Origin of the sequence: Buchnera aphidicola (Cinara curtihirsuta) (genome assembly GCF_900698895.1) — a bacterium.
In the GTDB taxonomy this organism is placed as follows: domain Bacteria; phylum Pseudomonadota; class Gammaproteobacteria; order Enterobacterales; family Enterobacteriaceae; genus Buchnera_F; species Buchnera_F aphidicola_AX.
On the sequence record NZ_LR217700.1, the window covers coordinates 314,014 to 336,507 of the forward strand.

The 22,494-nt window shown below is 19.1% G+C and carries 16 protein-coding genes; 13 read left to right on the forward strand and 3 right to left on the reverse strand.

Annotated features, from left to right (window positions below; translation table 11 throughout):
- Positions 1-612, reverse strand: a complete 612-nt coding sequence (gene yihA / locus BUCICURT3053_RS01400; protein ID WP_269471955.1) for a ribosome biogenesis GTP-binding protein YihA/YsxC — start codon at positions 610-612, stop codon at positions 1-3.
- Between the two features lie 342 nt (positions 613-954).
- Here yihA and typA point away from each other — a divergent pair, with 342 nt between their 5' ends.
- Positions 955-2,766 (forward strand): translational GTPase TypA, encoded by a 1,812-nt coding sequence (typA, locus tag BUCICURT3053_RS01405; RefSeq protein WP_154061233.1) that lies wholly within the window; start codon positions 955-957, stop codon positions 2,764-2,766.
- 179 nt (positions 2,767-2,945) lie between these two features.
- Here typA and ygfZ read toward each other — a convergent pair whose 3' ends face one another.
- The gene (gene ygfZ, locus BUCICURT3053_RS01410; protein WP_154061234.1) at positions 2,946-3,923 is read right to left on the reverse strand and encodes a tRNA-modifying protein YgfZ; all 978 of its coding nucleotides are present in this window, start codon (positions 3,921-3,923) and stop codon (positions 2,946-2,948) included.
- 197 nt (positions 3,924-4,120) lie between these two features.
- Here ygfZ and prfB point away from each other — a divergent pair.
- From prfB to BUCICURT3053_RS01450, 8 genes are all read left to right on the forward strand, one after another.
- Positions 4,121-5,219, forward strand: a protein-coding gene (gene prfB / locus BUCICURT3053_RS01415) for a peptide chain release factor 2 (protein ID WP_154061235.1) whose coding sequence is annotated in 2 segments (ribosomal slippage) — positions 4,121-4,195 and positions 4,197-5,219 — 1,098 coding nt in all. Because the reading frame shifts where the segments join, the coding sequence is not laid out codon by codon here.
- Between the two features lie 9 nt (positions 5,220-5,228).
- The gene (gene lysS / locus BUCICURT3053_RS01420; protein WP_154061236.1) at positions 5,229-6,740 is read left to right on the forward strand and encodes a lysine--tRNA ligase; all 1,512 of its coding nucleotides are present in this window, start codon (positions 5,229-5,231) and stop codon (positions 6,738-6,740) included.
- Positions 6,741-6,893: 153 nt separating this feature from the next.
- Positions 6,894-8,159, forward strand: a complete 1,266-nt coding sequence (gene lysA / locus BUCICURT3053_RS01425; RefSeq protein WP_154061237.1) for a diaminopimelate decarboxylase — start codon at positions 6,894-6,896, stop codon at positions 8,157-8,159.
- A gap of 141 nt (positions 8,160-8,300) precedes the next feature.
- The gene (gene miaB, locus BUCICURT3053_RS01430; protein ID WP_154061238.1) at positions 8,301-9,647 is read left to right on the forward strand and encodes a tRNA (N6-isopentenyl adenosine(37)-C2)-methylthiotransferase MiaB; all 1,347 of its coding nucleotides are present in this window, start codon (positions 8,301-8,303) and stop codon (positions 9,645-9,647) included.
- 105 nt (positions 9,648-9,752) lie between these two features.
- A complete protein-coding gene (ybeY, locus tag BUCICURT3053_RS01435) occupies positions 9,753-10,178 on the forward strand; it encodes an rRNA maturation RNase YbeY (protein ID WP_154061239.1) in 426 nt (141 codons plus the stop codon).
- A 99-nt stretch (positions 10,179-10,277) separates the two neighbouring features.
- Positions 10,278-12,848, forward strand: a complete 2,571-nt coding sequence (gene leuS / locus BUCICURT3053_RS01440) for a leucine--tRNA ligase (protein WP_154061240.1) — start codon at positions 10,278-10,280, stop codon at positions 12,846-12,848.
- 30 nt (positions 12,849-12,878) lie between these two features.
- Complete coding sequence (locus tag BUCICURT3053_RS01445) at positions 12,879-13,862, forward strand: hypothetical protein (protein WP_154061241.1); 984 nt, start codon at positions 12,879-12,881, stop codon at positions 13,860-13,862.
- A 43-nt stretch (positions 13,863-13,905) separates the two neighbouring features.
- On the forward strand, positions 13,906-14,139 hold the full coding sequence (locus BUCICURT3053_RS01450) for a sulfurtransferase TusA family protein (protein ID WP_154061242.1): 234 nt from the start codon (positions 13,906-13,908) through the stop codon (positions 14,137-14,139).
- A gap of 26 nt (positions 14,140-14,165) precedes the next feature.
- Here BUCICURT3053_RS01450 and asd read toward each other — a convergent pair whose 3' ends face one another.
- A complete protein-coding gene (asd, locus tag BUCICURT3053_RS01455; RefSeq protein ID WP_154061243.1) occupies positions 14,166-15,281 on the reverse strand; it encodes an aspartate-semialdehyde dehydrogenase in 1,116 nt (371 codons plus the stop codon).
- 524 nt (positions 15,282-15,805) lie between these two features.
- Between asd and BUCICURT3053_RS01460 the strand changes: the two genes are divergently transcribed.
- The 4 genes from BUCICURT3053_RS01460 (at position 15,806) to BUCICURT3053_RS01475 (ending at position 22,452) form a co-directional block, all read left to right on the forward strand.
- A complete protein-coding gene (locus tag BUCICURT3053_RS01460; protein ID WP_154061244.1) occupies positions 15,806-16,966 on the forward strand; it encodes a phosphoglycerate kinase in 1,161 nt (386 codons plus the stop codon).
- Positions 16,967-17,025: 59 nt separating this feature from the next.
- Positions 17,026-18,102 carry a class II fructose-bisphosphate aldolase gene (gene fbaA, locus BUCICURT3053_RS01465; protein ID WP_154061245.1) on the forward strand — a complete coding sequence of 359 codons (1,077 nt, stop codon included), beginning with the start codon at positions 17,026-17,028 and terminating at the stop codon, positions 18,100-18,102.
- Positions 18,103-18,353: 251 nt separating this feature from the next.
- Complete coding sequence (mscS, locus tag BUCICURT3053_RS01470) at positions 18,354-19,229, forward strand: small-conductance mechanosensitive channel MscS (protein ID WP_172598442.1); 876 nt, start codon at positions 18,354-18,356, stop codon at positions 19,227-19,229.
- Positions 19,230-19,326: 97 nt separating this feature from the next.
- Entirely contained in the window at positions 19,327-22,452 is a 3,126-nt protein-coding gene (locus BUCICURT3053_RS01475) for an exodeoxyribonuclease V subunit gamma (RefSeq protein WP_154061247.1), read from the forward strand.
- The last annotated feature ends 42 nt before the right edge of the window (positions 22,453-22,494 follow it).

Here is a 22,494-nt window from a genome sequence, read left to right on the forward strand (position 1 = left end):
TTATTTATTTTTATATAAAAAATACCATATAGACAATTGATTTTTTATAAAAAAAATATCTGATTTATTAAACTTAGAAAAACTACATATAGTAATATTCATATTTAAACTAGATATTTCATTTCGTAAATGTAATAATTTTTTTTTTTTATTATATTTAGATACTTTGTCACTTTTTGTTAAAACAATTAAAACGGGTAATAAACTATGTTTTAAAATATTCAAAGTAATTTTATCTAATGATTTTATAGAAAATCGAATGTCAGATAAAATAACAATAGCTTTTAAACATTTTCTGTTTTTTAAGTAAAAAAAAATATTTTTTTCAAGTAATTTTTTAGTAAAATTATCTATTTTTGAATACCCGTATCCTGGAAAATCTACTAATCTAAAATCTAATAAAACATTAAAAAAATTTATAGTATTAGTACAACCAGGTGATTTACTAACTCTAGCAAGTTTATTATTATTAGATAAACAATTAATTATACTAGATTTACCAGAATTAGAATAACCTAAAAAAGCTATCTCTATTCCTGAAAAATATTTTAATTCATAATAATTCATAATACTTTTTAAAAAAAATGTTTTATTAAAATTTATATATTTCAATAAATATTTTCCTTTTTAATTAATTAAATTAATTTTTTATAAAAATATAATTAATTTTTAAAATATTCATCTTTATAAAAAAATATTGTAAAATAAAAATATAATTATACACTAAATATATTAAATTATAACTGATAAAATAGAATTTATTTAAAATATTAAAATTAAATAATAATAAGTTAATTAAAATTAATATGATTTTATTTATATATAGAAAAAACATGTAAAATATATATAAATTTTTATATAAAAATAAAAAATTTAAATAAAAAGATTATTTTATATAAAAATAAACTTATAAAATTATATATCATCTCACTATTGAAAAAAATTGGCATTTATATGAATACAAAAATCAGAAATATTGCTATTATTGCACACGTTGATCATGGGAAAACAACTCTACTTGATCAATTATTAAGACAATCTGGTACATTTGAGAAACATGAAGAAAAAATTGATAGAATTATGGACTCAAATGAATTAGAAAAAGAAAGAGGAATTACTATTTTATCTAAACATACATCTATAAAATGGAATAAATATCATATAAATATTATTGATACACCTGGACATGCAGATTTTGGTGGAGAAGTAGAAAGAATATTATCTATGGTAGATTCTGTTTTATTAGTAGTAGATGCTTTTGAAGGACCCATGCCTCAAACAAGATATGTCACAAAGAAATCATTTTTATATAATATCAAACCGATTATTATAATTAATAAAATGGATAGATCTACTATTAGACCTGATTGGGTTATTAATCAGATATTTGATTTATTTGTTAATCTATCAGCAAATGATGAACAATTAGATTTTCCAATAATATATACATCAGCTTTATTAGGAAAATCAGGAAGTAATCCTAATAAAATGAAAAACAATATGATTCCATTATTAAATGCTATTATAGAATATACACCAAAACCTAAAATAACAAAAAAAAATTTTCTTCAAATGCAAATTTCACAACTAGACTTTAATAATTATTTCGGAATAATTGGAATTGGGAAAATACAACAAGGACAATTACAAGTTAATCAAATAGTTTCAGTTTTAAGAAATAAAAAAAAAATTTATACAGGAAAAATTAACAATATATTAAAATTTTACGGTTTAAAACAAAAAAAAATAAAAAAAGCAGTTGCTGGAGATATAATTTCAATTACTGGTTTAAATAATCTTGAAATATCAGATACTATTTGCAACCCAGAATCTTTAAATCCATTACCTAATTTAAAAATAGATAATCCTACAGTAAATATGTTGTTTTGTGTAAATCAATCACCATTTTGTGGTCAGGAAGGTAAATATGTAACTTCTAGGCAAATTCTTGAACGTTTAAAAAAGGAAACAATTCGTAATATATCTTTAAAAGTTAACGAAACAAAAGATTCAAATATTTTCTCTGTTTCTGGGAGAGGAGAGTTACATTTATCAATTTTATTAGAACAATTACGTAGAGAAAATTTTGAATTAGAGGTTTCAAGACCTAAGGTAATTTTAAAAAAGAAAAATAACATTTTAACTGAACCCTTCGAACTTGTATTATTAAATATTAATAAAAAAAATCAAGGACAATTAATAAAAAAATTGGGTGAATTAAGAGGAGATATACAAAATCTTACAAATAGCGAACAGGATAGAATACAAATTGAATGTATACTATCTAGTAGATCATTAATTGGATTTAGATCTGAATTTATGAATCTAACCTCTGGAGAAGGAACTTTCTTTTCTTCTATTAGTCATTATGGACCTATACAAAAACATCAATTTGGACAAAGAAAAAATGGAGTTCTTATTTCTAAGAATACAGGAACAGCTGTTTCATTTTCAATTTCTAATCTACAAAATAGAGGAAAAATGTTTATTAAGCATGGAGAAAAAGTGTATGAAGGACAGATCGTAGGAATACATAATAGATCAAATGATCTAACTGTTAATTGTTTAACAGGAAAAAAATTAACAAATATGCGAGCATCCGGAACAGATGAAGCTATAAATTTAATTACCCCTATAAAAATTACATTAGAATACGCTCTTAACTTTGTAAATGATGATGAATTAGTAGAAATTACACCAAAATCAATAAGATTTAGAAAAATACATTTAAAAGAAAGTGATAGAAAAAAAGCCAAAAAAAAATAATATTTTTATAAAAATATTTATTTTTATTTATATAAAAATAATATTTTTTTATAATTAATAAAGAGAATCTTTCTTTTATTAAAAGATTCTTTTTATAATATAAAAAATATAAATATTAAAAATTTTTATTAAAATAAACAATATTTATTGTTACAAATAAAATATTTTTTTAAAAAAAATTAAATATTATATATTTTAAAATTAATATCTTGGTGAGATGATAAAAAAAAAACATTTTCTTTTTTAAAAAAATTTTTTTTCATACGAACTTGTAATAATATTTTTTTTTTATAAATATGAACCCATGATAATACCATACCTGCATTACATCTATTACCAGAAATGTCCTTATATTCAATAGGTTCAAATATGTACGTAGCATTATAGTTATTACTTTTACCTATTACAGAGCAAATAATAAATTTATTTATTTTTTTATTTTCATATTTACATAGTATTTCCTGTCCATAGTAACAACCTTTATTAAAATTAATAGCATCCCATTTTTTTAAATCTAAAGACTGTAATATAAAATGACCCATTATTTCTTTATTCATAATAGGAAAACAAGATTCAATATCTAACTCTAGCCACTGCATTCCATTACTATATTTTGCCTTACAATTTATAAATCTTAATAGATCAACTAAATATTTTTTATATGCAATAATTAAAAATCTTTCAATTGGTTTATTAATTTTTAAAATAATTATATTTTGAATAACTAAAACGGATTTTTTTTTATTTAATTTTATAGAAAAAAAATTTTCTAACAGTTTAGATGAATTTAAACCACATAATCCAAATAAACAAAATTTTTTTTCTTCAAAAATATTAACTTTAGAAAATAAAGAATATTTTTTTAATTCATGTATATGTCTTTTACATACTGACGATCTAACAATATATATAAAAAAATGTTTATATTGAAATATTAAAAAAGAAGTCCATACTTTTCCATTAATATTACAATGAGCTCCAAATTTGTAGTTATCATGACTAATCATATTTATATCAATAGTAAATTGACCGTTTAAATATTTTTTTTTATCTAAACCAGTTACACATATTATAGACCATCCATCTAAATTCATATATGTTATGGGTAAATCTTTACTTAAATAAATAATTTTATTATTAAAAATATAATTTTTCATAAAAAACCTTTTTTCAAATATTTAAAAAATGTAAATATAACATTATTATATAATGTAATAAAAATTATTGATGTTTATAAAAAAAATAACTATATTATAGAGAAACTTATATAACCTATTATTTATAATATATTTTTTTAAAAAAAATACAATTTATAAAAAAATATATTTAAAAATATTTTTAAAAAGAGAAAAAAATGTTTGATCAAACTACTTTGCAAAAAAAGATAAAAAAAATAAAAAACAAAATTAATTTATTAAAGAGGAATCTTTGACTATTGTTATATAAATAAAAAAATAAAAAAAATTAATAAAAAAATAAAAAAATTAATATTAAATAAAAATTATGAAATAATATCAAAATTATATAAAAAAAAAAATATATTATTTAAAAAAATATATAAAATTAAAAAATTAATTAAAATATTAAAAGAAATAGAATGCTGGATAAAAATATTTAATAAAGAAAAAGATTTTTCTATAATGGAAGAAATAAATGTACAATATTTAAAATTAAAAAAAAAAATAAATAAATTAGAAATATATGCTATGTTTAAAAATAAAAATGATAAAAATAATTGTTATATGGATATACAGTCAGGATCAGGAGGAATAGAATCACAAGACTGGACAAAAATGTTATTAAGAATGTATTTAAAATATTCATTTAGTAAAAATTTTAAAACAAAAATTATCACAGAATCAATAGGAGAAAACAAGGGAATAAAATCTGTTACATTAAAAATTAAAGGTAATTTCGCGTTCGGGTGGTTTCGCACAGAAACTGGTATTCATAGATTAGTTCGAAAAAGTCCTTTTGATTCAGGAAATAAAAGACATACTTCCTTTAGTTCAATATTTGTATATCCTGAAGTAAAAAAAGATATTCAAATAAATATTAAAACAGAAAATTTAAGAATTGACGTATATAGGGCATCAGGAGCCGGCGGGCAACATGTAAATCGAACGGAATCAGCTGTAAGAATTACTCATATTCCTACAGGAATTGTTACACAATGTCAAAATGATCGATCACAACATAAAAATAAAAATACCGCAATAAACCAATTAAAAGCAAAATTATATAATCTAGAAATTAAAAAAAAAAACATAGAAAAAGAAAATATTAATAAAAATAAACTAGATATAAAATGGGGGAACCAAATTCGTTCATACATATTAGATGATTCTAGAATTAAAGATCTTCGAACAAATATTGAAAGAAATGATATACATAATATTTTAAATGGTGATTTAAATCAATTTATTGAAACAAATTTAAAAATGGGATTTTAAAAATAAAAAATGCTTAAAAAAATTACATTCAAAAAAGAAAAAATTTTATCAAATAAAGAAATTTTTATAAGAAAAAATAAATTAATTCAATTACGTCAAAAAGGTTTTAATTTTCCTAATACATTCAAATACACAAAAACAATTAAAACAATATATTGTTTATATAAAGATCATACAAAAAGCGATTTAAAAAAAATAAATTACCAAATTAGTATTGCGGGACGTATAATTAAAAAAAGAATTTTAGGTAAAGCTTCTTTTTTTGTCATACAACATGATAATTATAAAATTCAAATATATATAAAAAGTAATTTATTTACAAGTAATTACTATAAAAATTATATTATTGAATTAGATTTAGGAGATATAATTGGAGTTAAAGGAATATTATTTAAAACAAATACATTAGAATTATCTATTTATTGTAAAAAAATATATTTATTAACTAAATCATTAAGACCTTTACCAGATAAATATTCCGGGTTACAAAATAAAGAAATAAAATATAGAAAAAGATATTTAGATTTATTATCTAATTCTAATGTAACAAAAATATTTAAAAAAAGATCGTATATTATTTCTAATATTCGTTCTTTTATGAAAAAAAAAGATTTTCTAGAAGTTGAAACTCCAATGATGCATCCAATTCCAGGGGGAGCTAATGCAAAACCCTTTGTTACTTACCATAATGCATTAAATGAAAGAATGTACTTACGAGTTGCACCAGAATTATATTTAAAAAGACTAATTGTCGGCGGTTTTGACAAAATTTTTGAAATAAATAGAAATTTTCGAAATGAAGGATTATCAACTCGACATAACCCTGAATTTACTATGATGGAAATTTATATGTCCTATAGTCATTATACTGATATGATGATTCTTTTAGAAAAACTATGTAGATTTTTAGTAAAAAATATATTTAATTCTTTAATTATTAAATATGATAAACATGAATTAAATTTTGAAAAACCTATTAGAAAAATGACAATGATTGAATCAATATTAAAATTTAATAAAAATATCCATATATCTGATTTTAAAAATATAAAAAAAACAAAAAAAATAGCAAAAAAACTTAATTTAAATACAAAATTATGTAACTCTCTCGGAGAATTAATTCACTTAATTTTTGAAAAAACTACAGAAAAAAAAATTATTTCTCCTACATTTATTACTGAATATCCAATAGAAATTTCTCCATTAGCTAAAAAAAATGATAAATTTGCAGAAAGATTTGAGTTTTTTATATCAGGATATGAAATTGCCAATGGTTTTTCTGAATTAAATGATCCAGAAGAACAAAAAAAAAGATTTAAAATACAAGAATTACAAAAAGAAAATATAAATATATCAAAAAATTTTTATTATGATAAAGATTATATCACAGCATTAGAACATGGATTACCGCCTACTGCTGGTTTAGGTATAGGAATTGATAGATTAATTATGATTATGACCAATCAAAAAAATATTAGAGATGTTATACTTTTTCCTATTTTAAAAAAAAATATTATATAAATAATAAACATAATTTATTCTTTATTAAATAATTTAAAAAAAATAAAATATAAAAAATCATAAAATAAATATATAATCAAATTATATATATTAAACATAATATTTTTATTTAAAAAATAAAATATATTCAAATAATTCATTAAAAAAAATAATATGAAAAAAAATATATGTTTTACAACTAAAGTAAAAAAAAAAGTATTACCAAGAAGCAAAATACTGTATTTAATAAAAAAATATAAAACTCCAATGTGGATATATAATGCAGATATTATTATAAAACAAATAAAAAAACTAAAAAAGTTTGATATTATTCGTTTTGCACAAAAATCTTGTTCTAATATACATATTTTAAAATTAATGAAAAGTTATAATATAAAAGTTGATGCAGTTTCATTAGGAGAAATAAAAAGAGCATTTATTGCTGGATTTAAATCAAATAATAATGATATTGTTTTTACATCTGATATTATAGAAAATAAAGTTTTAAAAGTAGTTATAAAAAATAATATTCCTGTTAATGCAGGATCAATTGATATGTTAAAAAAAATAGGAAAAATATCTCCGAAACATCCTATTTGGATTAGAATTAATCCTAAATTTGGAGATGGACATCATATTAAAACAAATACAGGAGGAGAAAATAGTAAACATGGAATTTGGAATACTGATGAAGCATTGTCAGTTATTAAAAAATATGATCTTAATCTAATTGGTTTACACATACATATTGGATCAGGAATAAATGAAAAAAATTTATACAATATTTGTAATTCTATGAAAAAATATGCAATCAAAATAAATAAAAAAATAAAATTTATATCTGCCGGAGGAGGTCTAAATATACCTTATAGATCCCGAGATAAAAAAATTAATATTGACAATTATTTTAAAAAATGGAATGAAACTAAAAAAATAATTTCCTCTATATTGAATTGTTCGATTCAATTAGAAATTGAACCAGGTCGTTTTCTTGTTGGACAATCTGGTATTTTAGTTGCTAAAGTATACTCAGTAAAAAAGATGGGACAAAATATTTTTGTAATCTTAAATTCAGGATTTAATGATTTAATACGACCTATTTTATATGGTAGTTACCATAAAATTTCAGTATTACATAAAAATAAAAAAAAAATAAAAAATAATACTATAATTAAAAGTATTATTGCGGGTCCTTTATGTGAATCAGGAGATGTATTTACTTTAAAAAAAACAGGAGTAATATTTCATAGAAAAATTCCTAAAGTCTCTCCCGGAGATTACATTATTATACATGATACCGGGGCATATGGTTCATCTATGTCATCTAATTATAATAGTAGACCATTAATTCCTGAAATATTATACAAAAAAAATAAATTTAAATTAATTAGAAGAAGACAAAAAATAAAAGAAATGTTAGAGTTAGAAACATCAGTATAATTAATATATTGATAGAAAATAAATATATATTGTATATATATTATTTATACAATATGTATTATAAAATAAATTATTTATTTTCATTTAAATCAAAAATATATATTCTAAACGAATGTATTTTAAAAAACAAAAATATTACTTATGAATAAAAAAAAAGATAAAAAAAAAATATATATTAAAACATGGGGGTGTCAAATGAATGAACATGATTCTTCCATCATAAAAAATATATTATACAAAGAAAAAAAATTTACTTTTGTAAATCAACCAGAAATATCTGATATTTTAATTCTAAACACATGTTCAATTAGAGAAAAAGCACAAGAAAAATTATTTCATCAATTAGGAAGATGGAAAAAGTTTAAAAAAAAAAATTCTAATATTATAATAGCTATAGGTGGATGCGTAGCTACTCAAGAAGGCGAGAATATATATAAACGAGCAAAATTTATTAATATTATATTTGGAACTCAAAGTTTACATAAATTACCTCAATTAATATATCAAGCTTATATAAATAAGAATTTAATTATTGATATAAAAGAAAAATCATTAAAAAAATTTGATTATTCACCTTTAAAACAAACAAAAAAAAAATTTACCTCATTTGTTACCATAATGGAAGGATGTAATAAATATTGCTCTTTTTGTATTGTTCCGTACACTAGAGGAAAAGAAATTAGTAGGAATAATAAAGAAATTATTTTAGAAATAAAAAAACTTACTGAAATTGGTGTAAAAGAAATAATCTTATTAGGGCAAAATGTTAATTCATATCATATAAATAATAAATTTAATAAAAAAAAATATAATTTTTCAGATTTATTATATTCTATATCAGAAATTCCTGAAATTAATAGAATTAGATATATTACAAGTCATCCAATGGATTTTAGTGATGATATTATTGAATCATATAAATATATACCTCAATTAACAAATTTTCTACACTTACCCGTACAAAGTGGCTCAAATAAAATTTTACGATTAATGAAAAGAGGTTATACTATAGAAGTATATGAAAATATAATAAATAAATTAAAACATATACGACCTAAAATAAGTATTAGTTCTGATTTTATCATTGGATTTCCAGGAGAAACTCAAGAAGATTTTGAAAAAACACTAAATTTTGTTTCAAAAATTAACTTTGATACTAGTTATAGTTTTATTTATTCTAAACGACCAGGTACTAGAGCTTCTAAATTAGAAGATAATACTTCAATTGAAGAAAAAAAAAATCGACTTTATATATTGCAAAAAAAAATCAATCAACAATCATTTCAATGGAGAAGAAGAATGTTAGGTACTACTCAGGAAGTATTAGTAGAAGGAATTGCAAAAAATAATATCCAAGAATTATATGGTAGAACAGAAAATAATAGAATTATTCATTTTGAAGGAAATCCTAAACATATTGGAACCTTTATACAATTAAAAGTAATAGATATTAACTATAATTCATATTTAAAAGGAATAATTAAATAAAAAATAATATTTATTATTAATAAACTTTCCTTATTTATAAAAAAATAATAAGTAATAAAAAAAATAATTATATGAAAATATACATCCAAAAAGCATGTAAAAAAAATATTTTTTTTTCCAAAAAAAAAAAATTTTTTATTATGGTTAAAAGAAGTTTTTAAAAAAAAAAATATAGAAATTACTATTCGATTAGTAAATATAGAAGAAATAAAATTTCTTAATAAAAAATATAGAAATAAAAGTATACCCACTAATGTTTTATCTTTTAAATCAACTATACATTTAAGTATAAAAAAAAATTTTTTATTTTATATAGGAGATATAATTTTATGTGCTCCATATATTAATAAAGAAGCTAGAAATTTAAAAAAAAATGTACTAGAACATTGGGCACATATGTCTATTCATTCAGCATTACATTTAATAAATTATAAACATGATACTCAAAAGGATAGAAAAAAAATGGAAAAAGTTGAAAAAAAAATAATGATGAAATTAGGTTTTCGTAACCCATATTATATTCATGATTAATAAAAATTAAAATAAAAAATACTTTATATATAATATCTCTATAAAATTTTTTTTATTTTTAAAAAATTTATATAAAGAGATTTATTAATAGGAAAAATTATGAAAAATAATGAATACAATCCTAAAAAAATCGAATTATTTGTTCAAAATTATTGGTATAAAAAAAAAATATTTTCTGTTAAAGAAAACAAAGAAAAAGAAAAATTCTATTGTTTACCTATGATTCCCTACCCTTCAGGGAAATTACACATGGGACATGTAAGAAACTATACAATTAGTGATGTTATTGCTCGTTATCAAAGAATGTTAGGAAAAAATGTATTACATCCTATTGGATGGGATGCTTTTGGATTACCTGCTGAAGAAACTGCAATAAAAAATAAAATTTCACCTAAAAAATGGACATTTCATAATATTTCTATAATGAAAAAACAATTACAGTCATTAGGATTTAGTTATGATTGGGATAGAGAAATTACAACATGTAAACCAGAATACTACAAATGGGAACAATCTTTTTTTATAAAATTATTTAAAAAAAATTTAGTATATAAGAAAAAAACTTTAGTTAATTGGTGTGAATTTGATAAAACAGTACTAGCAAATGAACAATCTCAAAATGGAGTATGTTGGAGATGTGGATCAAAAATTAAATTAAAAAAAATATCACAATGGTTTATTAAAATTAAAAAATATGCAAATACTTTATTAAAAGATTTAAAACTATTAGACAAATGGCCTAAAGAAGTAATTTCAATGCAAAAAAATTGGATAGGAAAATCAAAAGGTATTCAAATAAAATGTAAGGTATATAATATAAATTATTTTTTAAAAATATATACTACAAAACCTGAAACTATAATGGGTATAACATTTTTTGCAATATCAATACATCATCCATTAATTAATGAATTTCTTAAAAATAATATTCAAATCAATCAATTTTTAAAAAATAATCCAGATATAATAAATACTAATTTTCAAAATAACAATAGTTTAATTGGAGTTAATACAAATTTATTTATATTACATCCTTTAACTCAAGAAAAAATACCCTTATGGATAACTAATTATGTAAAACATGATTATGCTTCTGGAGCAATTATGGCTGTTCCTTGTAATAGCAAAATAGATTATTTATTTGCTAAATTAAATAATATACCTATCAAATTAATATTTTCTGATTCTACTAAAAATAATCAAGAAAAATATTTAATTAATAGTTTAGAATTTAATGGATTGACTATATTAGAAGCGCGTAAAACTATTTTCAATGTTTTAATATCTAGAAAAATAGCAAAATCATGTACATATTATAAAATAAAAGATTGGTGTATTTCTAGACAAAGATATTGGGGAGCCCCAATACCTATGATAACTAATCACAAAAATAAAATAATTCCAGTAGAAGAAAAAAAATTGCCAGTAATTTTACCTAATTATATATATCAAGACAATAAACCAAAATCATTACTATCATATAAAAATTGGTTAAAAATTAAAATATCTGGAAAAAATGCAACCAGAGAAACTGATACATTTGATACATTTATGGAATCTTCATGGTATTATGCAAGATACACTAATCCCAAATTTAAAAAAGATATTTTAGATTCAAAATCAACAAAATACTGGTTACCAGTAGATCAATATATTGGCGGAATTGAACATGCTGTTATGCATTTAATATATTTTCGTTTTTTTCATAAATTATTATATGATTTTGGGTATGTAAACTCTAAAGAACCGGTAAAAAAATTAATTTGTCAGGGAATGGTAATAATTGATTCGTTTTATACCTATAATAATGACGGAAGTAAAGAATGGTTATCACAATCTAAATTAAGCATTACTCGTAATATTTATGGAAAAATTATTAAAGTTTCAAAAAAAAACTGTTTAAATAAAATCATCTATGCCGGAAAAATAAAAATGTCAAAATCAAAAAATAATGGTATAGATCCAGATAAAATTATAAAAAAATATGGCGCTGATACATTACGTTTATTTTTGATGTTTGCCGCTCCAATAAATACATCACTAGAATGGAATTCTACTAGTATTATTGGAATGTATAGATTTTTAAAAAAAATATGGAATTTCACCCATACAGTTAATTTAAAAAAAAGAAAAAATATATCCAAAAAACACAGTTATGATCAAGAAAAAATAAAATACAATTTAAATAAAACAATTATTAATGTTACTAATGATATTGACAAAAAAACTTCATATAATACTGCTATAGCTCATATAATAAAATTCCTTAACTATATTATAAAACTATATAATAAAAAAAGAATAGATGAAAAAAACCTAAAAATATCTTTAGAAACCATTATAAAGATGTTATATCCTTTTACACCACATATTTGTTTTATATTATGGAGAAAAATAAAAAATAAAAAAAATAATATTGATACAGAAAGCTGGCCAAAACCTATTAATAAATTAATTATACAAGATACTTATACTCTAATAATTCAAATTAATGGAAAAAAAAGAAATTTTATAAAAATAAAAAATAATCTATCAAAAAAAGAAATTATTAAATTAATTTTAATTAAAAAAGAGATAAAAAAATATTTTTATAATATGATTATTAAAAAAATAATTTTTATACCATATAAAATTATTAATTTTGTTTTATTAAAAAAAAATTCATTATAATTTAATTGTTTTCTACTAAAAAGATAATCTATGTTTACAGATACTATAAATTTAAAAAGTTATATTAATAATAAAAAAATATTTACATATATTATTTTAGAATCTGAATATATTTTTATAAAAAAAAACAAAAATATTATTTTAAATAATATAAAAAAAAAATATAATATTATAAAAAAAGAGTTAATTATAAATAATAATAATGATTGGAATCGTATTTTTGAAAAATTTAAAAAACAAGATTTATTTAAAAAAAAAAAAATTTTTAGCATAACTATTTATGATTCAATTATGTCTATAAATCTACAAAATAAAATGAAGCAAATAGAATTTTACTCTCAAAATAATATTATAAAAATTTTTTGTTTTCCAAATTTATATTATAACTTTCTATGTAAAAAATTTTTTTATAGTTATTTTAAAAATACTAGTGTAGTAATAAATAACTCTTTATCCTATGTAAATAATATAAAATATTGGATTAATGATACTATAAAAAAAAGAAAAAACTCTATGACTTTAGAAGCAAAAAATTTTTTTTTAAAAAATATATATATCAACAAACAATATTTTATAAATTTATTAAAAAATATAATTTTATTATATCCTAATACTCTTATTACAAAAAAAATGATATATAAATATTATAAAAAAACTCAAATATTAAATTATAATGACTGGATTAAATCAATTATTTATAATGAAAAAGAAAAATCAATTCAAATATTAAAAATTCTAAAAAAACAAAAATATGATTTTGTAACATTAATACGCGCATATAAAGAATTAATATACATGATTTTATATAAACAAGATTTAGGAAATAAATTTATTAATGTTAATAAAACAAATAAAATAAATCCAATTTTATTAAATCATTTAATAAAAAATAATTCTACCGATATAATTCAATTAACATTAAAAATACTTAAGAAAATAGAATTATGTATTCAAAAAAATCAAAAAAAAAATATCTGGATGCATTTAAAAACACTATCAATTATTTTTAATTAAAATTAAATATTTAATAAAAATACTTATATAAGAGAAAAGTATAATGATATATATCTTAAATTTATCAGGATTAAAATGTCCTGATGTAATATTAACATTAAGAAAAAAAGTCAGAAAAACAAAAAAAAGAGGGAAAATTCTAGTTATAACTAATGACAAATTTAGTAATAAAGATATTATCTTCTTTTGTCGATTTATGAAACATAAATTATTATCTAGTTCACTAAAATATATTCCATATCAACATCTTATAAAAATAAAAAAAAAAAAATATTAAAAATTATTTAATAAAAATAAATTTAATTAAATATTTATTAATATATTTAAAATCCGACGTAATGGTTCTGCAGCACCCCATAATAATTGATCTCCTATAGAAAAAGCAGATAAATATTTTTTCCCTATATTCATTTTTTTTATTCTTCCTATTGGAATGTCTAATGTACTTGAAACTTTTAAAGGGTTTAATTGATTTATTGTAGAATCAAAATCATTTTTAATAACTTTGACCCATTTATTATGAGAAATAATTAATGATTTAATTTCTTTTATCGAAATATCACAGTTTAATTTAATAGTAAAGGCTTGACTATGACATCTTAAAGAAGGAACTCTAACACATACTCCATCAATAGGAATATTTTTTTTAGAATCTAAAATTTTATTTGCTTCTACTGAACCTTTCCATTCTTCTTTTGTTTGTCCATTATCCATTAATTTATCAATCCACGGAATTAAATTCCCTAGTAATGGAGATTTTATTTTTTTTTCAGAAAAATTTATTCTATTTAAAGAACAAGTAAATATTTTTTCTATTTCTAGAATAGATTTTTTTGAAGAAACTAAATAACTGGATATATTTTTATAAACAAATCCTATCTGTTCTAATAATTCTAACATTGATTTAGATCCACTACCTGAAACAGATTGATACGTAGCAACAGAAATCCAGTCAATAAGATTATGAGAAAATAAACCTCCTAAAGCCATTAACATAAGACTAACAGTACAATTTCCACCTACAAAAGTCTTAATCCCTTTATTAATACCTGATTGTATAGAACTAAAATTAACTGGATCTAATACAATAATTGATTTTTTATTCATTCTCAAAAAAGAAGATGCATCAATCCAATAACCCTTCCAACCAAAATTCTTTAATTTTGAATAAATATATCGTGTATATTTTTCTCCTTGACATGAAACAATAATATCTAATGTAACTAAATAATCAATATTATATGCATCTTCTAAATTAGAGGAAACACAATTTAATACTTTTGGAGACTTGCCATTAAACTGAGATGTAGTAAAAAAAACTGATCGAAAATTAAAAAAATCATTTTTTTTCTGTAAACGATCTAATAAAACTGATCCAACCATACCTCTCCATCCAATAAAACCAACCAATTTTTTCATAAATCCTCTTTATATGTTAAAAATTATACTTTATTTATTAAAAATATAATTTTTATATAAAAATATAATTTTTATATTTTTAATAAAAGTTAATAAAATTATTAATTATCTATAAAAAATATTTATTATAAATATTTGTTTAAAATCATTAAAATAATAATTATTATACTATATAAGTAATTTATTTGTTATAAAATTAAAAAAAACTAATATTTTTTATTAAAAATTAATATATAAAAATAAAGTTATATTTTATATAATTTTAATACTATATATTAATTTACATATTTAAATTCATTTATTAATATATATCAATAATATTGTTAATATAATTAATATAAAATATTATATTTAAAATTTATATTGTAGTAAAATATTGAATATATATTATAATTATTATTATAATTAAAAAAATTTTATTATAAATAAAATGTATTTTTATATAAATTATAAAATTAACTATTAGTATTAAAATACTAGTATAATATTAAATATGTTTTTACATGCTTATTTAAGGAAAAAAAATGATACATATGAAAGATATTGATTTAGAAAATAAAAGAGTGTTTATTAGATTAGATTTAAATGTTCCAATAAAAAATAAAAAAATAATATCTAGTGAACGTATTGATCGTTCTATTCCAACTATTAAATTAGCATTAAAAAAAAATGCAAAAATTATACTAGCTTCCCATTTAGGGAGACCTAAAGAAGGTCAATACGAAAAAAAGTTTTCTCTATTTCCAGTATTTGAATATTTAAAAAAAAAATTATCAGGAATAAAAATAACATTTTCTAAAAACTATTTAAAAGGTATTAAAATAAAATCTAATGAAATTGTTGTATTAGAGAATGTAAGATTTAATTATGGAGAAATAAAAAATAATATAGATCTATCTAAAAAATATTCTAATTTATGTGATATTTTTGTTATGGATGCTTTTGCAACAGCGCATAGAATAGAATCTTCAACATATGGTATTTGTGATTTTGTAAAAAAAGCATGTATCGGTCCATTATTATATTCAGAAATAAAAATATTAAAAAGTATATTTAATAAACCATTACATCCTATAGTTACAATAGTAGGTGGAGCAAAAGTATCAACAAAATTTAAATTATTAAATACATTACTAAAAATTACAGATACTATGTTAGTAGGAGGAGGAATCGCAAATACATTTATCTCTATACATTACTCCATAGGTAAATCTCTCTATGAAAAAAGTTTTCAAGAAAAAGCAAAAGAATTATGTGAAACTAATAAAATATTATTACCCGTTGATTCTCGTGTTGGTAAATCATATTCTATAAAATCAGAATCAAAAACAAAATCAATATCAAATATATTACCAAATGAAGAAATATTAGATATAGGAGATAAAACAATAGAAAATTATAAAAAAGTAATAAAAAAAGCAAAAACAATAATTTGGAATGGACCTATGGGTGTTTTTGAATTTCCAAATTTCAGAAAAGGAACAGAAAAAATTGCTAAATCTATTGCAAATAGTTCCTCTTTTTCTATTGCTGGAGGAGGTGATACTATAGCTGTAATTGAATTATTTAATTTAAAAAATAAAATTTCTTATATTTCTACAGGAGGGGGGTCTTTTCTAAAATTTATAGAAAATAAAACATTACCAATTCTTGATAAATTAAAAAATTTTAAAACTACTACATAAAAATAATTTACAAATATTTAATAAAATATTTTTATATTCATAAAATAGGAAAAAATATCATGTATAAGATTTTAGATCTTATTAAACCCGGTGTATTAAATTCTGATGAAGCTAAAATTATATTTTCTTTAGCTAAACAAAATAAATTTGCTATACCTGCTATAAATTGTATTAGTACAGATTCAATAAATAGCGCTTTAGAAGCGGCTTCAAAAGAAAGATCTCCGATAATTATACAATTTTCTTATGGAGGATCTGAATTTATAAGTGGTTTAGGTTTACAAAAAAAAGGACATAAAAATGCAGTGATAGGATCAATATCAGGAGCAAAACATGTTCATTTAATATCAAAATATTATAATGTTCCAGTTATATTACATACTGATCATTGTGATTTTAATCATTTACCATGGATTAACGGATTATTAAAAGAAGGGGAGAAATTTTTTAAACGATATGGTCGTCCTTTATTCTCATCTCATATGATAGATTTATCAAAAGAAGAAATTCAAAAAAATATAAACATTTCATCTGAATACTTAAAAAAATTAACTCATTTAAATATGATTCTAGAAATGGAATTAGGTTGTACTGGAGGAGAAGAAGACGGAATAGATAATACAAATATTAATAAAAAATTATTATATACTGATACAAGAGATATTCATTTTGCTTTTAATAAATTAAACAAAATTAGTGATAATTTTATTATTGCTGCATCATTTGGAAATATTCACGGAGTATATAAACCAGGAAAAATACAACTAAAACCTTCAATATTAAAAAAAGCACAAAAGTATATAAGTTTAGTTAATAAATTACCAAAAAATCCTTTAAATTTTGTTTTTCATGGTGGATCAGGAACAGACATATTAGATATTAAAAAATCTATTAATTATGGAGTTATTAAATTTAATATTGATACAGATATACAATGGAATTATTGGAAAGGTGTATTAGATTTTTACTTAGATAACAAAGAACACTTAAAAAGTCAATTAGGAAATAAAATTAGTGAAAATGAACCAAATAAAAAATATTATGATCCTAGAGTATGGTTACGAAATGCGCAAAAATATTCTATAAAATATTTAAAAAAAATTTTTACTATATTAAATTCACATAATAAATTATAAATATTATAAATATATATTTTTATTATAAAAAAAAATCATGATATATTATGTATCATTTTTATAATTTAAAATAATAAATATTAATATTACTTATATCAATTAAATATATAAATATTTAACTATATAAATAATTTTAAAATTAATTAAATTAATAAATTATTTTTTATTACTATCATTAAATAAAAATATTTATTTTAGATAATCTATAAAAAGTAGAAAATGTGCAAAAAAATTTTGTCATAAAAAAAATAATAGAAAAATTACATATAATAGATTATGTTAATAATATAGGTTTTTGTTTTTTATGGGGTAAACAAACAATTTTATCTTATCTAATTAATTTATTTTTTGCTGTTATTGTAATAACTATTGGTTTTTTTATTAGCCAGTTATTTGCAACTATAGCTAAAAAATTATTATCTTTACGTCATATAGATAATACAATTTCTGGGTTTTTATCTACTTTAGCTCGATATATCGTAATTACATTTGCATTTATTATAGCTTTAGGGCAAATAGGAGTACAAACAAATTCAATAATTACTATTATAGGAACTGCTGGAATGGCAGTAGGATTAGCATTACAAGGATCATTGTCTAATTTTGCAGCTGGCGTACTATTAGTCTTATTAAGACCCTTAAGAACAAATGAATATGTTAATTTAGGTAATGCTGCCGGAACTGTATTAAATATACATATATTTTATACAACATTAAAAACACTAGATGGAAAAATTATTGTTATTCCTAACGGAAAAATTGTTGCTGGTAATATTGTAAATTATTCGCGTGAACCAATACGTAGAAATCAATTTATTATTAATGTTGCATATGATTCTGATGTAGATTTAGTAATTTCAGTACTACAAAATGTTCTTGACAATGAAGAACGAGTTTTAAAACATCCAGGTAATTTTATTGGATTAAATGAATTTTCACCTTCATCATTAAAATTTGTTGTAAAATGCTGGTGTCATACTAAAGAACTAAATTTAGTATACTCAGAATTAATGTTAAAATTTAAAAAGGCATTAGATAAACACAATATTACTGTACCTTATCCAAAAATGGATATTTATTTATATAAAAAAATATATAAAATATTAAAAAAAAACAAAAAAAAATAGAAAGAAAGAAAAAATAATATATAATCAAAAAAAGTTAGGCGTAGAATTAAATTTTTCTACGCCAAAAAAAATAATATTCATTATATCTTAAAACTATATGTTAAAAATATATCAATCAAATCAAATAAATTTTCTTTTAAAAAAAATTTGTACAAAAATTATGACAAATAAAAATAAAAATATTTTTATTGAAGAAATATTTTTAATTGATAATTTAAATACAAAAAAATGGATAGAAATATATATTTCTAAAAATAAAAATATTAGTATAAACATAAAATATTTAATTATTTCAAAATTTTTTATAAGTTTAATGAGAAATATAAATAATAAAAAAAAATATCAAATTCCTATTTTATTTAAAAAAAAAAGTTTACAATGGATTTTAATGTCCATTATAAGAAATAAAAAAAAATGTTTATTTTTAAAAAAACATGGTATATTTTATAATAATTTTGAATTTTGTTCATATATGGCAAATATTTTTATTAAATATATTTTTTTTAAACCTGAATTAATATATATATGGGAAACAGAAAAAAAAAATAATTCTTCTAAAATATTATACACATGGCAAAAAAAATTATGGAAATTAATAATAAAAAAAATAAAAGATTTAAAAGAAAATAACTTTACTGAAATAATTAATAATTTTTTAAAAAACAAAGAGTATCTTTCTAAAATAATACCCAAAAAAATATTTATACTATCTTTTTCTCCAATAGATCCATTTATAAATTTTATTATACATATAATTAAGAATATTACTTCAATATATTTATTTCAATACAAAATATATGACAAAGAAAAAAAAAATGTAAATTCTAATCTTGTTTTTTTAAAAAAAATAAATATTTTACTTAAAAAAAAAAACGATAAACAATCATTATTGTGTAAAAAAAAATTTTTTTTTAATAAACCTCATACAAAAAAAATTTTATCTGTCCTACAATATAATTTATTTAATAAATCACTTTATAAAAAAAATATAAAAAAAAAATTTTATATAAGTGATAAATCTATATTTATACATAAATGTTACTCACACTTACAAGAAATTCAAATATTATACACGCATATAATTAATATATTAAACTCCGATAAAAAAATTAAACCGCATAATATTCTTATTACAACAAATAATATAAATCCATATTTATATTATATAAATCAAATATTTTCTTCCTTTTTACCTAATAATTCTTCTATTTACAATTCTAATATTAATATCTTAAAAAAAAATATTTTACTAATAATACAAAAAATATTACAAATTAAAAGAAATCGTTTTAACTATTCTTGGGTATTATCTTTATTAGATGAAAAATTATTAAGAAAAAAATTTTTCATAAAATCTGATGATATTAAAATTATTTATAAATATATATCAGATTTAAATGTTCGATTTGGTTTTAATAAAGATCATTTTAAAAAAATGTCCATTACTGATATGAACACGTATTCATGGAGCTATGCAATAAAAAGAATTACAGTTGGATTTCTATTACAAGGAAAATATTCTATATGGAATAATATATCTATATATAATATTTCTTCTAATAAAAATAATATACTATTAGGAAATTTTATTGATTTAATTACTAAATTACAAAAATTAAGAAAAAAAATATTAAATAAAAAATTATTAAAAAATTGGTTAAATATTATTCCACAGATAATAAAAGAATTTTTTTATATACCTATAAAATATAAAGTATTTTTTTTTAAACTAGAAAATATATGGAAAAAAATTATATCAACTGGAATTACTATGAATTATTTAAATAAAATATCAATTGATATTTTGTTACAACAATTCTTTAAATATAATTTTTCATTATATGAAAAAGATAAATTTATGTCTGGATATATTAATGTTATGAACTTAAATAAAATAAGAATGATACCTTTTAAAATGATCTGTATAATAGGTTGTAATCAAGAAAATATCTCTATATTTAACAAGACAGATATATTAAATCTAATTAATAGTAAAATCTATCAAAAAAATAAAAATATTTTTTTTGAAACAATTATATCAGCTCAAAAATATTTACTTTTAAGTTATACAAAAAATACAATGATAGAAAATAAGAATTATCCATCAAATTATATTACTGATATTATTTATTATATAAAAAAAAATTTTTATATTAAAAAAAAAGAAAAATATAAAAAACATACAATTAACATTATTAATAAAGTATATATAAATAACAAAAATAAATTAAATAATTTTTATTTAATAGATACAAAATTAGAAAAATTTTCCAAAAAAAAAAATAACATAAAAAAATATAAAAAAATTAATTTTACTATTAAAAAAAATATCAAAATAAAAGAATTAATAAATTTTTGGAAAAATCCAATTCAGTATTTTTTTAAAAAAAATTTAAACATACATATTTTAAACGATATAAAAAATAAGTTATCAAAAGATGAATTATTCTCTATACAACCATTAGATAAACATAAAATAAAAAATAAAATACTAAAATATTTTTTGTTAAAAAAACAAACTAAAAATTTATTTAAAAAATTTCAATTAAAAAATCAACTACCACCCGGTAATATAGGAAAAATATTATGGAAAAAAGAAGAAAAAAAAATGCATATTTTATCTGATCAAATTAATAAAATTACAAATTCTCCTAAAGAAATTAATTTTAATTTAAAAATAAAAAAATATAAATTATCAGGAAAAATCAAAAAAATTAATAAAATAATTTTAGTTCGATGGTGTACGAATAAAATTAATTACAAAGAAATAATCTCCTTATGGATAGAGCACATAATCTGTTGTATTTTAAAAAAAAAAAATACAAGTATTTTGTTAGGAACTAATAATTCTAATTTAAAATTTTCTTTTTTAAAAAAAAAAAAAGCTGAAAAATATTTAGAAAAATATATTCAAGGATATATAGATGGATTAAAAAAACCATTATTAATATTAAAATCTGGAATTATTTGGTTACAATCAATATATTTCAAAAAATTTAATATCATTAAAAATGATAAATATACTCTAAATATTGCAAAAAAAAATTTTCTACAAGAATGGAATGGAAATTTATTCCGTGAAGGTGAAAAAAATAATATCTATATAAAAAAGTTAATTTCAAAAATAAATCCTATAATTATGAACAAAATATGCCATACTTGCAAATATTGGTTATTACCTATCTTTAAAAATACTACTATAAAGAAATATCATATAATTTAATCATTAATTAAATTATTAATTTATATGATTAATGAGAAATAA

Bases quoted from the DNA above. Each gene is read 5' to 3' on its own strand.
- typA (WP_154061233.1), top strand. From the start codon at position 955: ATGAATACAAAAATCAGAAATATTGCTATTATTGCACACGTTGATCAT.
- ygfZ (WP_154061234.1), bottom strand. From the start codon at position 3,923: ATGAAAAATTATATTTTTAATAATAAAATTATTTATTTAAGTAAAGAT.
- lysS (WP_154061236.1), top strand. From the start codon at position 5,229: ATGCTTAAAAAAATTACATTCAAAAAAGAAAAAATTTTATCAAATAAA.
- lysA (WP_154061237.1), top strand. From the start codon at position 6,894: ATGAAAAAAAATATATGTTTTACAACTAAAGTAAAAAAAAAAGTATTA.
- miaB (WP_154061238.1), top strand. From the start codon at position 8,301: ATGAATAAAAAAAAAGATAAAAAAAAAATATATATTAAAACATGGGGG.
- leuS (WP_154061240.1), top strand. From the start codon at position 10,278: ATGAAAAATAATGAATACAATCCTAAAAAAATCGAATTATTTGTTCAA.
- BUCICURT3053_RS01445 (WP_154061241.1), top strand. From the start codon at position 12,879: ATGTTTACAGATACTATAAATTTAAAAAGTTATATTAATAATAAAAAA.
- BUCICURT3053_RS01450 (WP_154061242.1), top strand. From the start codon at position 13,906: ATGATATATATCTTAAATTTATCAGGATTAAAATGTCCTGATGTAATA.
- asd (WP_154061243.1), bottom strand. From the start codon at position 15,281: ATGAAAAAATTGGTTGGTTTTATTGGATGGAGAGGTATGGTTGGATCA.
- BUCICURT3053_RS01460 (WP_154061244.1), top strand. From the start codon at position 15,806: ATGATACATATGAAAGATATTGATTTAGAAAATAAAAGAGTGTTTATT.
- fbaA (WP_154061245.1), top strand. From the start codon at position 17,026: ATGTATAAGATTTTAGATCTTATTAAACCCGGTGTATTAAATTCTGAT.
- BUCICURT3053_RS01475 (WP_154061247.1), top strand. From the start codon at position 19,327: ATGTTAAAAATATATCAATCAAATCAAATAAATTTTCTTTTAAAAAAA.